Source organism: Bradyrhizobium sp. GCM10028915, assembly GCF_042666195.1.
GTDB lineage: Bacteria > Pseudomonadota > Alphaproteobacteria > Rhizobiales > Xanthobacteraceae > Bradyrhizobium > Bradyrhizobium canariense_D.
Map to the genome: position 1 here is coordinate 496088 of NZ_JBHTFN010000044.1, position 14192 is coordinate 510279.

Consider the following 14192-nt stretch of genomic DNA (forward strand, 5'->3'; position numbering starts at 1 on the left):
AGAAGGCCCGATTGATTTTCAGGGAAGCGCGGGGAAATCAGAGCGCCTATAGCGGTGAACCATTTTCCTGAGCGATTTCGGAGCTAAGACCTCCACCTTGTCCCCCCACGTGTAAAGGTGCCAACACATCTCGAGATGACCAGCGGCCCTGAACCGCACTATCAGAGATCCGTCAGGCTGGTCTTCCAAGACCTGAGCTGGATGGAAAACAAAGGACCGTGCGTGGTCGGCGGCCGACCGAGAGAATTTCCAAACAATCTCTTCAATCTCGGTCTCGTTCTGAAACAGGCCAAACGCCTTCTGTGCGTGGGCGTCGATGTTGAATTCGCCATCGCGAACGAAAAGCTCGCCGGTCAGTTCCGCGCCCATGATGTTCTCAGCGACGTAGTGGCGCAAAGGGCCCTCCGGATCGGATACAGCCTTTGCTACAAGGTATCGCCGCGCGCCAATCAACACGCCGTAAGGCTCCACGACGCGCACGGTCGCGCGAGTTGCACCTCGCGAAAGATATACGATCTTCAAACGCTCGCTGGCCTTTAGCGCCGTCGAAATAGCCGAAGCGATGTGCGGAGGTAGGCGAGCAGAAGGCCCCGGCCTGGCAGCCAACCCCTGGGCCTCGAGCAACGCTTCATGGTCGGTCTCAATGCGAGAAATCCTGTCACGAGGCACGAGAGCAATGATCTTTTCGCGCAGAGTTTCGAGCTGTGCGGCTTCAACGTCTTGAGCGTTGCGCTTGAGTGTCGCGATCGACAGATCTAGTGCCGCGAGTTCGTCAGACGAGAGCGTCAGCAAATCACGGAGGGCACCGGTCCGAAGTTTCCAGCGCTTGCGCCCGTGTTCGTCAAATTCGCACTCGGCGTCTGGAAATTGCACTTCCAACGTGTGCAGCAGACGCTGGGCCGTCCGCTTGGATGACCCATATCGCGATTGAATGTCTTCGATTGTCACGCCCTGGCGGCGCGACGCGACGTAAGTCGCCAAATCGATCAGCCTCTGCGCCTTTTCCAAAGCCATTTCGCCGGTCCTCGGGGGTGACACATTTTGTCACCCCCGACCTGTAAGGTCTAGCTGGCTTTTGGACGAGGAGTTAACGAGATGAGCCTGACCAGACGAGCTGTGTTCGAAGGTATCGGCCAAGTGGCCGCGATGTCCGTCGCCGCGGCCGCCGCGCCGGCAATCGTGGAAAAACCTAGCGCGAACGTATCTCAAGACGAATTGACCGCCTCTATCATCTCACACAGCGCTTGGCTCCGGAATCCGCAAGAGGGTGCACGGGCGAACTTCTCCTATCGCGATCTCTCCGGCCTAGACTTTAACGTCGGGTCGACCGCTCTAGTCGACCTGAGCGATGCTGACTTGACCGGCGCCGACTTAACTGGCGTCAAAGGAGCGAACGTGAGCTTCCTTCGAGCGTCGCTGCACGACGCGCGGCTTTCTTGGTCGCTATTCGAGCAAGTGTCGTTCAACCACGCGTGCCTCCGGCGGTCCAAATGCGACAACGTCACTTGGGGATGGGCGGCATCATCCAACCGCAAGCCCGGTCGCGCGGATCCGCACGAATCATCGGGCTTCCAGTACATGGATGCCAGCTACGCGGATTTCTATCGAGCGACTGTCCGAGGATTGTTTCATGAGGCGAAATTCGTGGCCGCTCAGATGAGCGAGGCCGATTTCTCCTATTCGGAGTTCTGCGGTACGGGATTCTCCATTACCTCCTTCCATGCCGCCGACCTCGCTGCGGCAAGATTTAGATTCGCAAACCTTTCGTACGTGAATTTCTCCTCGGCAAAATGCACGGAGACAGACTTCACCGGCGCTGATGTCGGATACCGAACGAGGTTCTCCGAGGCGTAGTGGACGGTGCGCTGGATGGACTATCGCGACTCGACAAAAACGTGCTTCCAAGGACGGCTCGTGAAAGGGCGACAACGTGATCTCAGTCCGTCGAACCATAGTGGTCCATACCAAGCTCGCCGGCCATATGAGTCGGGTAGACGCCGCCCGTCGCAATGAAGCCGGCGTGCAGATTATGACCATGGGGCAGCTTGCCGCGAGGCTTGCCGGCGGTCTTCTTCAACCGTTGGATCTCGACGTCCTCACGGAAGCTGTCAGCGACACGCTCCTGCACATCGAGATGGGCGAGCTCGAGCCTATCAAGGACCTGCCGGGAATGCCGGCGGCCGTCTGTGCCACGTTCGATAAGGCGTGGCGCGCCGGGATTGATCTGTTGGAGGTCGGCCATCCGCGAACCGACGCATTGGCTTCGCTCGAACAAGCGGTTGTCCAGCGCTTGCCGGCATCGATGAAGCGTCCGCGCGAACTGGTGGAGATGGCGCTGCGACGGATTGGGCATGCGCCGGCCATAATCGGTCCTCTGGAAATCCAAGGCCACAGCGAGATGTCGCCGTGCTGGAGACCGCTCCTGATGATGCTCGCGGACACAATCGAGGTGTCCTGGATCGCCGGTGCACGGCATGTTCCGCAATGGCTGAGAGGTTCGAAAGTCTCCGTGGTGAGGACGGATCCGGCCGAGCCGCCGACGGAACTGTTCTCTTGCGCGAACCAGCTGCATGAGGTGACTGAAGCATTTCGCTGGATGAGGGCGCTGCTGGCGCAGGGGGCGCCGGCCTCGGACATCGCGATCACGTCGTCGAGCCTGGGCGACTACGACGACCATGTATTTTCGTTGGCCCGGGACAGCAATCTTCCGATCCATTTCGTCGGCGGCATCAAGGCGCTGACTACAGCCGAAGGACAGGCAGCCAGCGCTCTGGCCGAGGTGATGGTCAAAGGTCTGTCGCAAGAGCGGGTTCGTCGGCTGCTCGCGTTGCTGCGGGGCGGGCCCGCGCTGCGCGACCTCGCAGGAGAATGGACCAGGCTGCTTCCCGCCGATGCGCCGCTGACCTCGGTCGAGCGCTGGGAGCGGGTGCTGACGCAGGCCGACGCCGCCGCCTGGCCCCAGGGCAAGAACAGGGCCTCCGAGGTGATTGCGGTGATCCGGCTCCTCGACCGTGGCGCCGAGGCGGCGGAGGAGGCCGGCGAGACTCTGTTGAGTGGATTGCAACGGTCGCTATGGCGGCGCGCGCTGCGGGAGGGGCCGGCACAAGCACTCCCAGTTACCCTGGCGCGGTTGCGCATCGATGACGACATCGAGCCCGCGGCCAACGCGATCTGGACGTCGGCGATTGCGCTGGCGTCGCGGCCGCGCCCGCACGTCTGGTTGATGGGTTTGAATGCCGGGCGCTGGCCGCGGCGGATTTCGGAGGACAGGCTCATTCCGGATCACGTGCTGCCAATCGAGAAGCTCGATCCGCTTCCGGTGGCCGACGGTGATAAACGGGATTTGCGGACCATCGTGACCATGGCGCGGAGCGTCGCAATTTCGTTCAGCCGGCGCGACGCTGAAGGCCGCATGCTCGGTCGCTCGCCGCTGATCTCGGATCTGACGGAGACTTATCTTGATCGCGCCGGCACGCCTAGCCACGCCGCCAGCGAATCCGATCGGCTTCTGGCCCGTCCGTCGGAATTCACGAACCTGCCGATCGCAGTCTCCGGGCTTGCGTGCTGGCGGGACTGGCATCGCCACGAGATCACAGAGCACGACGGCCTGATTGCGCCGGCCCATGCCCGGCTAACGAAACTGTTCGAGCGGCCGCTATCGGCGACGTCGCTGAAGATGCTGTTGCGCGACCCGATCCGCTTTGTTTGGCGCTACGGTCTCGGCTGGAAGGCGCCGGAGGATGTCGACGAGCCGTTGAGGCTCGACCCCAATGTCTTCGGGACCCTTGTTCATGCCTTGCTTCGGGGCGCCGTTGAGCGCCTCGAGGACGAGGGCGGCTTGGCCGGCGCTCGCCAGCACCAGATCGACGCCGCGCTTGCCGCTGCGCGCGACCGGACTATCGCGGACTGGGAGGATGCCAAACCGGTGCCGCCGGACGTGATCTGGCGCAGCACGAGCGCCCGTGGCCACGAGCTGGCGGCGGCCGCGCTCGCCTATGACCTCGGAAAGTTTCCGGGTCAGCAGACCTGGTGCGAAATTCCGTTCGGCGAAACCGGTCCGGACGAGAGGGGTCGCGAGCTTCCGTGGAAGACCGACGTCGCCGTCGAGATCCCGGGCACCGGCCTTCTAATCAAGGGGCAGATCGATCGGCTTGATCTCGCGGGCGACCGTTCGCGCGCCCGTGTCGTCGACTACAAAACGGGCAAGCTCGCCAAGAAGATGGACGAGGTGGTCATCAAGGGCGGCACCGAGTTGCAGCGCTGCCTCTATGCGTTCGCCGTCAAGACCTTGCTCGGCAACCACGTGGCTATCGAAGCCTCGCTGCTTTATCCGAACGCCCGCGGGGGCGAACAGGCCGTCTTTCCGCTGTCCGACCTCGACGGTGCGCTGACGAAAATTTCGATGGCGGCAGCCGCGTCGCGCGATGCGTTGCTGTCAGGTGTGGCGCCGCCCGGACAGGATGCGGCGGACGACTACAACGATCATGCATTCGCGTTGCCGGCAAACGCCGGCTATCTGCCGCGGAAGCTACCCTTGGCGCAGGAGAAGCTCGGCCCGGCCGCAGCTGTTTGGGGCGAACCATGAAGGCGATCCCCGACCTGGCTGCCCGCATGACCGCGCTGACCGCCATTGACCGCACCCTGCTGGTCGAGGCTGGTGCCGGTTCCGGCAAGACCTCGGTAATGGCGGGGCGCGTCGCCGTGCTGTTCGCCGGAGGCGTCGAGCCGAAGCACATCGCCGCGATCACCTTCACCGAATTCGCCGCCAGCGAGCTCCGGCTCCGGATCGAGCGGTTCACGACGGCGCTATCGATGGGCGAGGTGCCTCGCGACCTCAGAGACGTCTTTCCGAACGGCGTCCCCGAGGCACAGAAGGCAAATCTCTATCGGGCTTGCGAGGCGTTCGACCAACTGACCTGCAGCACCATTCACGGCTTCGCCCAAGCACTGATCAAGCCCTATCCGGCCGAGGCAGGCATCGATCCGGGAGCGGACATCGTCGACCCCACCGAGGCCGATCTGGCGTTCAAGGAGCGATACGACGCATGGCTGAAGGAACGGCTCTCCGGAGACGAGGGCGACGGTTTGATCGCCCAGCTCATCCTCGGGAGCGAGGCCGCCGGGTTGAAGCTTGTGGAAGACGTCGCTCAGTTTTTGCGGAGGAATCGCGACGCCGAGTGCGCGCAGGTTGCGTGGTCGCCCAAAGCCATGACCGACCTCATGGCGGCCGCAAAGCAGCTCGAGGCCGAGCTCGGCGGTTACGGGTATCAGGAGGAGAAGACCTCCGCCGCTTGCCGGGCGTTGCGCGATCTCGCCGATCTGCTTGACGGCCACAAGCTCGCCGACGCGACGCCCAGCAACGCCGCCCTGATCGGCGCGCTGAACTTCGAGCGCGACGAGACCTGCTTCATCCAGACTGGCGGCGCGAGAGCGCTTCAGACCAGCGGGAAATGGCAAGACGCCGCCGCCAAGGCGGGCCATTCCAAGGCCGACGGAAAAGCGGCGTTCGACGCGATCCTTCCCCGGTATAAGGCCTGCCACGAGGCCCTGCAGGCCTTGCTCGGTGCCATCGCAGGCGAACTGTTGTCTCGCCTGCGCAACGAGATGCAGAGTCTTCGCGACGACTGGCGCGACTACAAGCGGGACGCCGCGCTATTGGATTTCGATGACCTGCTTTACATCGCGCGCAAGCTGCTTAGGGACCATGAGGAGGTACGGCGGGCGCTATCGCAGCGATTCCGCCACGTCATGGTCGACGAATTCCAGGACACCGATCCGCTCCAGATCGAGATACTGTGGCTGATCTGCGGGGACGACTGCGAAAAAGGCGACGCGCTGGCGCGACCGCTGCGCTCCGGCAGCCTATTCATGGTGGGCGATCCCAAGCAGGCGATCTACCGCTTCCGTGGCGCCGACGTGAACGCCTACATCGCCGCCCGGACGGCGATCAGCACCGGCTCCCGGATCAAGATCACCGCCAACTTCCGCTCCGTCGAACCGATCCTCGCATTCGTCAACAAGCGATTCGAACCGGCGCTGTCGGCTGACGGGCAGCCCGGCTTCTCCGAGTTGTCTCCGATCCATCCCGCGATCGGGACCAGGCCGGGCGTCTGCGCGCTGGATGTGGTCGTCGAGGGGGAGAAGCCGAAGGCCGCCGCTATACGCGACGGCGAAGCGCTGGCGGTAGCCGATCTCTGTAACAGGTTGGTCGGCAACCTGGAGGTCCGTGATGATCACACGGGCGAGGTGAGGGCGTGTCGTTTCGGCGACATCGCGCTGCTGGCGCCAGTAGGCACCGAACTTTGGCGGTTCGAGGAGGCGCTGGAGGAGTTGGCGATTCCGGTCTCCACCCAGGCCGGCAAGGGCTTCTTCCGCCGCCAGGAGATCCAGGATCTGATCGCACTGACCCGCAGTCTCGCCGACCCCCGCGACACGCTCGCGTTCGGCGCGCTGCTGCGTGGGCCGCTGGTCGGCCTGACCGAGACTGAACTGCTGGATCTCTCGGAAGCTCTGCCGGTTGATCCGGAACGGCAGGGCCTGCCGATGCTTACGCTCCAGACCGATCCGGCAAGCGTGAACCATCCGGTCGCCAAGGATGTGCTGACGAAGCTTTCTTCGCTCCGCCGGCGCGCCCGGACTACGACGCCCTACGCGCTGCTGGCCGATGCGACTGCGGCTCTTCATGTTCGTCCGCAGATCCGACAGCGCTTCAAGGCCGGTGCCGAGCGGGCGGTCGCTAACGTTGATCTCTTCCTCGAAATGGCGCGAGCCTACGACGTCCGCGGATTGCGGGCTTTTGCCGGCGACATGTGGGCCAACTGGGAGGAGGCCGTCCGTCAGGTCGAGGGCCGGCCAGATGCCGAGCAGGAGGCGGTCTCTCTGATCACCGTGCATGCCGCCAAGGGGCTAGAATGGCCGATAGTGATCCCTATCAACATGACCGGCACGCCGAAGTCCGAATCCGGCCTGGTGCAGGATCGCTCGAAGAGCCTGTTCTCGATCCCGATCCTCGGCAACTGCCCCGCTGACTATGCCGGCATCGAGGCCCGCGCCGAGGAGGAGCAGCGGCGCGAGCGCGTGCGGCTTTGGTACGTGGCCGCGACCCGCGCACGCGACCTGCTGATCCTGCCCAGACATTCCGCCGCTCTGTCGGACAAGTGCTGGGCGAAGCTCGTCGATCTCGGCGTTGCCGAACTGCCGCCGATCGATCTCGAGGACACTGGCACCGCTAAGGAGCGAACTGCGTCGCCGCAGGAAAACGGACAGAGCCGGGAGATCTTCGCCGCAGAGGCAGCCGCCATTTTCGGCGGCCGCAAGGTCGTGACGTGGCGCCGTCCGAGCCGCAGCGAACTCGATCAGGTCGGCGAGGGGGGAGCCAAGATAGAAAGCGCCGAAATTCCGGAAGCGGTCGAAATTGCTCCGGCCGCCGTCCTCGGTAGCTCGACGCGCGGCACCATCCTCCACAAGCTGATCGAGGAGGTGCTGACCGGCGAAGCCGAGGACGCGAAATCCGGCCTGGATGTCCGGGCCGCCGACCTGATCCGGCAGATGGGGCACGAGCCCGCGCTGGACCCAAAGGATGGCATCTGTGCCGCGGAATTGGCCGGCACGGTCCTCCGGACGCTCGCGCTGCCGGACATCGCGGTGCTCCGACCGCGGCTAGTTCCTGAACTGCCGGTGTTCGGAAGCCAGACGCGGGACGGCGAGGAGATATTGCTCTCGGGTTTGGCGGACGCGGTCGCATTCGACGAGGCCGGCGCCATCGAGGTCGTCGTCGACTGGAAGAGCGACGTGGCTCCGGAACAGTCGGGCATCGGCCACTACCGCCAGCAGATCGGCGACTACCGGAAGCAGACCAACGCCCGGCGGGCGCTGCTGGTGTTCATGACAACTGGGCAGGTCATCGATGTCGTTTGAACATCTCGGTGAACCGACCCAAGGGCCACGGCTGCTATTTACGGAGCCTTGGGATCCGATCGTCGTCAGGCGCGGTGACGCGCTCGGTCTTCTTGCTCTCACCAGCGTGTTCGCCGAGATGGTGGCGCCGGGACTGACCAATCGTGTGCGTGACGGACGATGGGTCACCATCCTGTCCTGGTGTCTCGTCCGGTCGCAACAGATCTTCCAGGCGAGCGGAGGCAGGTCCGTCGTCACCCGGGCCGAGCAGAGCGCGCGGTACGCATGGCTGCGGCCGCTCGAACTCATGTGGGCTGCCAGGACCATCGGGCTGGCGGAAGATGGCTGGAGGGATCGGCCGCTGCTGGGCCGCCGGCGCATCCAGCCCTGGTACGAAGATTACAGCAATCGGAGGTATTCGGCCGATCGATTCGGAATGTCCGTCGACCAATTCCGGGCCTATCGACAGACCGGCACGTATGGCGGATATCGCGTCGCATTCCGCAAATGGACTGGTATGACCGTCGGCGGCGACGGCTGGACGCCAGGCCCGGCAGCGAACAAGCTGGCCAAGTGGCTGGATGCCAGACTTGGATCGGCCGCTCCGGATTGGCCTCTTAATGCCAGCCACCTCAGCGACGACGGGATTTCGATCAGGAGCGCCAAGCTGGGTCGCGGCGATGAATGCAAGTGGTGGCTGCAGCACTGGAGCAATTTCGACCGCAGCGGCAAGCGGGCGGAGGAAAGTCTGCCGCGCCCCCGGGACGAGTTCGAGATCCTGCCGGAGGTGGATCTGCTTCGCCCTATCGTGTTCGAGGACCATGGCGGAAAGAGACGCCGCAGAGTCGCGCTAGAGATCGCCAAGTGCGGCGCCAAAGATCATCTCGGGGTGTGCAGGCACTTGGGGCTTCTGTTCAAGGACGAAGAGCCCGCCATGGCATTGCTGCCGCGGTTTTCCCGCCTGGCCGACGCCGGGATAGCGGCGATGGAGGTGATCGCAAAATCCCTTGGCGGGAAAAGTCAGATTCCTCTCGCGGAGGCGGCCTCTTCGCCCTCGGCGGGACGAGTTTGCCAAGAGCTCGTTGCTGCCGCCCGAGAATGGCCAACAGCCGCCGATCTTACGCTCCGGCACGTCGATACGGCGCACAGGTTTGCGAACGCGATCCGGAGCGCCGATCCCGTCGAGTGCTTCACGGACCTGCTGCAGCATCATGAGATGTACGGTGGAGGATTGCGGTGGTTCGTGCTGCGCAACGGGCGGATCGAGCCGCGGATGCCGCCGCTGGCCAATGCCTCCGGCTACCGCTTTCGGCTCTGGTCTCTTTGCCGGCTGGCGACGCAGTGCGGAGTAATCCGCGAGATGCCCGCAGGTCTTCGCGAAGAGGACGACGACCTGACCGAGGACGTGTAAATGGGGGCTATCGGTTGGGAAGCGCTTCTGAAGACCGACGCTCCGCCGGAATGCACCCTGGTCCGCGCCTTCTTCAGCACCTACAATCGGGGAGATGAGCGTCTGCTTGTCGAGCACGCGCTTCCGCTGTTTCTGAAGCTCGGCCATGAACCGGCGGGGGACGGAGCCGAACGTCAGTATTTCCTGATCGAGCTCGACCGGCGCCTGCGGCAGATGCATGATCGCATCGTCGTGGTTTCGTCCAATGCCCGCGAAGAGCCGGTGGAGCAGGACGGAGGCGACAGCGCATACCAATGGATTTGGCGCTCGATCCGCCACCTCACGGTCGGCAGTCGCGGAAGGGCGGTTCAGCACTCAAAGCTATGGCTCCTGCATTGGAGCAGTCCGGACGGACCCGACTACTTGGAAATCGTCGTGTCGTCCGCAAACCTGACGCTTGCGGCGCTGAAGGGGCAGCTCCAGTCCGCGTGGCGGACCCTGATCACGCTGAAGCCTCAACGGTCTGACGCGAGACTGTCGACCTGGGGGATCCTGCCCAGTTTCGTGCGTGAACTGGCCATCTCCGCCGGAGACGGCCAGAATCTTGATCCTTTCCTAGAGCTGCTCGCGCGCGGCGAATGCCCCGAGTCGATCACCTTCGTGGCGAGCGTTCCCGGGGTGCACTCGCGCGCTGTCCTGCGGCGCACGCCCTGGGGCGCTGCGGGGCTGGCGAAGATTGCACCGGCGGGAAACGGCGCGGCCGGCGCCTCCATCACGACGCCCTATGTCGGGTCTTGGGACGCGGAGACGCTTCGCCGATGGTGCGGCAACTTCGGCGGCACTACCGAACGATTGGAGCTCGTCTGGATCGAGAAAAGTCATCCATGGCAACGTTGCTGGCTGCTGCCAAAGAACACGCTCCGCTCTTTGCTCGAAGCTGGAGCCTCCATCCTGAGGCTGGGCCGCGACCCGGCGGACTCGGACCGGTCGGATGGGTTCCACGTGCGGCACCGTCAGGCCGACGACCGCTGGAGCCACGCCAAGCTTTACCATTTCAGGCGCGGTAACTCGCGCCGCCTCCTGGTTACCTCGGCGAACTTCAGCATGGCGGCGTGGGGTCGCGAAGATGAGCAGGGGGCGCTGACGATCGAAAATTTCGAATTGGGGGTCTCTGTCGAACAGGCCGACTGGCCGTTTGAGCACCTCGAACCGTTCGACGACGAGAAGGACATCGCGACAGTCGCGGACCTTGGCACCCGCAGTTCGCCCCTGATCAGCTGGGGCAGCGCGACCTGGAACGGAGAAGTGATCCGAATCGAATGCCGCTGCGGTTCTCCGTCGGAGGTTTCCGGCGAGTTGCGTGCGGGCGGCGAGACGGATCCTGTTGCGCGATGGACGAGCGACGGTGCCGACGGTCTCTGCCGTGCAGACATGCAGTACAGCGGACCGTGGCTCTCTCCGTTCGTCGTCGAGCTGACCTGCCGGGACGAATGCCTCCGGCTTCCGGTGTTCGATGAACGCGAACTGGAGGACCGGGAAAATACTCTGCTGCCGGAAGTAGACACGGCGCTGCTGCAAGCTCTCAGGGACCAGCTTTTGTTCGAGGAGTACGGCGGCCGCACAGCGGCTGAGGATCCGGCCGAAACCGCTGATGCCATCGATGATCTGGCGTTTCCGGAGGACGGCGATGACGAGACGCCAGATGGCTCCCGTTCCGAAAGTTATGCGGTCCCCGCCTTCGTGCTGGCACGACGGCATCTCGCTGTCGTGGATAGCTGGGCGGACGCCGTGAAGGAGCTGTCGCGAAGGCAGCCGGACGACTTCCGTCGGAAGCATCTGCGGCGGGACGGCGAACTTCTGGTGGAGGCGTTCCGGCGACAGTCCGAGCGCGACCGAACCGCCGGTCCGACCGGCGCGCTGGGGGCCGGTCTCGCGGCCGAGGAACTGGCCATTCGCCTCAAACATTTTCCGGAGTGCTGATGCTGCCGATCGAGCCTCTTAATCTTCGCGCCCAGCAGTGGCAGTTTCTGTCCAATTCGGACGCGTACATCAAAGCCAGCGCCGACGGCGGGAGGGTGCTGGCTGCCGACAGCACGCGGCGTCAGTTTGACACCGCGGCCGACATCCTCGTGCGGCTTAACGGCAGTTTGGGAGAGCGTGCACGGCGAGGATTGCTGCTGGCGGATGACGTCGGCCTCGGCAAGACAGCCGTGGCGGCCCTGGTCGCGTGGGTGGTTGCTTCGGCGGGCGAGGGTCGTTCCGTTCGGATACTCGCGCCGAACGACGTCATGGTAAGGCGGTGGGAAGCGGAGCTTCTCGATCACGTTCTTCCCATGGGCAGATGCGCTCCGCATCTGGACGTTCGCGAGTCGCGCGTGAAGGCGCGCAAGGTGGAGAGGCTCACGACGGGCTCGATCCAGGTGGTCAAGCACTCCTACGCTTCGTCGGATTTCAATCTTGGATGCGATCTGCTGATCGTCGACGAGGCGCACAGGGCGAAGGGCGATCAGACCTGCTTCAGCAAGGCCCTGAAGCGGCAGCGCAAGCACGCAAAACGCATCCTCATCCTGACCGCCACCCCCTTCAGCATCCGAATCGATGAACTCCAGCGCATGCTGAGCCTGATCGGTGCCGAGGAGGCCTCTTCGCCTGTGCGCGCCTTCAGTCGAACCCTGGATGACCTGTATTCCGGCAACACGACGCGGAATCCGGAAGTCGTAGCCGAACGCCTGGTGGGGAGAGCGAAGGCGGCGATCGAAGCGATGGCGCCGTTCGTCATTCGGCATGGGGTCGATGATCTGCCGGACGAGCAGCACTCGTTCGGCACCCGCGAAGACTGGTCCATACCCGTTCCGCAAGCCAGCCCTTCGGAGGAGGAGTTGATCCTCCGGATGGATCGGGCGCTCAGAGTAGCTTCACAAGGCGCCGGCCGAGCCAGAAATGATCCTCGCTTCCACGTCGGGTGGCGACACTACGATGCGGAAAGCGAAAGGCTTGGACGCGACAGGATTCAACTTGGCGAACCGGCCAAGTCAATCGTCGGAAACCACCTCTCGGCGATGGGCCGCCTGCGTAGGGAAGTGGGAATCCATTCCAAAGTCGCGGCAGTGACCAGGGAGGTCAAGGAAGTCCTCCAAAGCGGCGAAAAGGTGCTGCTGTTCTGTCACCATCACGCGACCGCACAAGAACTCGCCGCCAGCCTGCATTCGAACCTCCCGGCGATAACGAAGCATCCTGCGCCCGCTCCGAAGATCTGGGAGTCCGCTTGGAATGAGGCGCTAGACCGCGAATCCGAAGACGCCGTGGGCCAGGAGTTGCGGCGAACGTTCATAAGGTGGTTGTGCGGCGATCTTGTAAGGACGCAAACTTGGGCCTGGCTGGGCGCCAGCCCGAGCGCTATGTCGGATCTCGCACATTCCATCACCACCGGGCGAGCGCGAGGCTGCGATAATGCGGAGTACATCGGCGAGGCGGCCATGCGTCTGTATGATGCGCTGGTCCACTCGAGATCCAGCCGCGAGGTCTTGAAGAGGTCGGCCGAGCGGCTCGATCTCCTGCCAGGTGCAAACGGAACGTCGCGCGTTTTGGCGGTATGCGAGCCCAGCGAAAGCAAAAAAGAGGCTCTGATTTTCGTTCACAACCGGCAGCCGGACACGGCGATCTCGGTTTTCAACAGCCCGTTCGGTCCCGACGTGTTGGTGGTGACCGACAAGCTCTCGGAGGGTATCGATCTCCATCGGTATTGCAGACATCTCATTCACTACGAACTGGATCCGAGTCCGATTAGGACGGTACAGCGGAACGGGCGGCTTCGGCGCGTGAATAGCTGGGCCGCCGTAACAGAGAAAGGCATCCGATACGCTTATCCTGCATTCCGCGGAACACGCGACCACCGCGTTGTACAGATCATGAAGAAGCGTATCGACAGCTTCTCGCTGCTCCTTGGGGGCGTTCAGGACTTCGATATCGACCAGGTGATCCATTCCGATGAGCAGTGGCGCAACGAAGTCATTCGGATCGCCAAGAAACGCCTAACCAGTAGCGCGACGATCCTTCGGGCAAAAAGGTCGACTGAGTACGCGAGAACCGCTCCTGTCGAAAGTCTCGCTCCTTAGCCGCTGCCGCGCGCAAACTCACTTCTGGGCGTGCTTGTGTCGGGTCCCCCTGCGGCTGCAACCCGTCTGCGCCGTTGCATATTATCGCGGGCGTGCCAGACTGAGGGCGCTTCGTAGCATTTCTAGGAGCGCTCCAATGATTGACCAACATACGGAGCCTTATGCCGCTTTGCTGCTTCGTGTGACGATTGCGGGTCTGTTCATCGCCGCCCTGTGGCCTTTGCGCTGAAGACGCTCCGGCTGCCATGGGGGGTCGGCTTCAGAAGGCGACTGCCTGAGCAGACCGATATTGGGGCCGCAAACCTGTCCCCGCGAGCATTTCGCGCTCGCGGCAGGTCTCGCCGAAGGCCGGCACGATGTCCCCCGATTCAGGCATCGCAGGTCCCGCCGCCTACCTGGGGGTGAGGGCAAAATTCTCGAGCATGAGGAACTGGATCTGGTCCTTCCAGACCTCGCGGCGGCTGGCCGAGATCCATCGGCGCTCTGAGAGGCGGGTCGACGGATCGCCAGGCGACCCCTTTCTCGTCGGAGAAAAAGGGGCTCTCAGCAGCGTTTGGGTGCCGCCATGGGTGATTGATCATCTCCAAGTGGCCAGACCGGCTCTACGGTCACTCGGGATGGCCTCGTCCTGAGCCTTCCACGCGGCATCGATCTTTTCTTAGCTTCCCATAACTCCCGAGAGGCGAAAAACGCGGTGTCTGGGGTACTCGGACCCGCAGGATCGTCAGGCGGTGCTGCGTCGGCTGAGCACCGGGACGTGGAGATGAAGGGGCGGCTGCTGCGACCGGCCG

At 63.6% G+C, this 14192-nt stretch carries 8 protein-coding genes; 6 read left to right on the top strand and 2 right to left on the bottom strand.

Annotated features, from left to right (window positions below; genetic code table 11):
• Positions 1 to 18 precede the first annotated feature (18 nt).
• Complete coding sequence (locus ACFQX9_RS22540; protein WP_377790565.1) at positions 19 to 1014, bottom strand: helix-turn-helix transcriptional regulator; 996 nt, start codon at positions 1012 to 1014, stop codon at positions 19 to 21.
• 81 nt (positions 1015 to 1095) lie between these two features.
• Here ACFQX9_RS22540 and ACFQX9_RS22545 point away from each other — a divergent pair, with 81 nt between their 5' ends.
• Positions 1096 to 1854, top strand: a complete 759-nt coding sequence (locus ACFQX9_RS22545) for a pentapeptide repeat-containing protein (RefSeq protein ID WP_377790567.1) — start codon at positions 1096 to 1098, stop codon at positions 1852 to 1854.
• A gap of 82 nt (positions 1855 to 1936) precedes the next feature.
• Here ACFQX9_RS22545 and ACFQX9_RS22550 read toward each other — a convergent pair whose 3' ends face one another.
• The gene (locus ACFQX9_RS22550; protein WP_377790569.1) at positions 1937 to 2077 is read right to left on the bottom strand and encodes a hypothetical protein; all 141 of its coding nucleotides are present in this window, start codon (positions 2075 to 2077) and stop codon (positions 1937 to 1939) included.
• A 57-nt stretch (positions 2078 to 2134) separates the two neighbouring features.
• Between ACFQX9_RS22550 and ACFQX9_RS22555 the strand changes: the two genes are divergently transcribed.
• Genes ACFQX9_RS22555 through ACFQX9_RS22575 form a run of 5 tightly spaced genes read left to right on the top strand, consistent with a single transcriptional unit; the run spans position 2135 to position 13401 of the window.
• Positions 2135 to 4585 carry a PD-(D/E)XK nuclease family protein gene (locus tag ACFQX9_RS22555; RefSeq protein WP_377790571.1) on the top strand — a complete coding sequence of 817 codons (2451 nt, stop codon included), beginning with the start codon at positions 2135 to 2137 and terminating at the stop codon, positions 4583 to 4585.
• Positions 4582 to 7917, top strand: a complete 3336-nt coding sequence (locus tag ACFQX9_RS22560) for a UvrD-helicase domain-containing protein (RefSeq protein WP_377790573.1) — start codon at positions 4582 to 4584, stop codon at positions 7915 to 7917. Before ACFQX9_RS22555 ends, ACFQX9_RS22560 begins: the two co-directional genes overlap by 4 nt.
• Positions 7907 to 9307, top strand: coding sequence for a hypothetical protein (locus ACFQX9_RS22565; RefSeq protein WP_377790575.1), 1401 nt, complete (start codon positions 7907 to 7909; stop codon positions 9305 to 9307). The genes ACFQX9_RS22560 and ACFQX9_RS22565 overlap by 11 nt, the downstream gene beginning before the upstream one ends.
• A complete protein-coding gene (locus ACFQX9_RS22570) occupies positions 9308 to 11266 on the top strand; it encodes a hypothetical protein (RefSeq protein ID WP_377790577.1) in 1959 nt (652 codons plus the stop codon).
• Entirely contained in the window at positions 11266 to 13401 is a 2136-nt protein-coding gene (locus ACFQX9_RS22575; protein WP_377790579.1) for an SNF2-related protein, read from the top strand. The genes ACFQX9_RS22570 and ACFQX9_RS22575 overlap by 1 nt, the downstream gene beginning before the upstream one ends.
• The last annotated feature ends 791 nt before the right edge of the window (positions 13402 to 14192 follow it).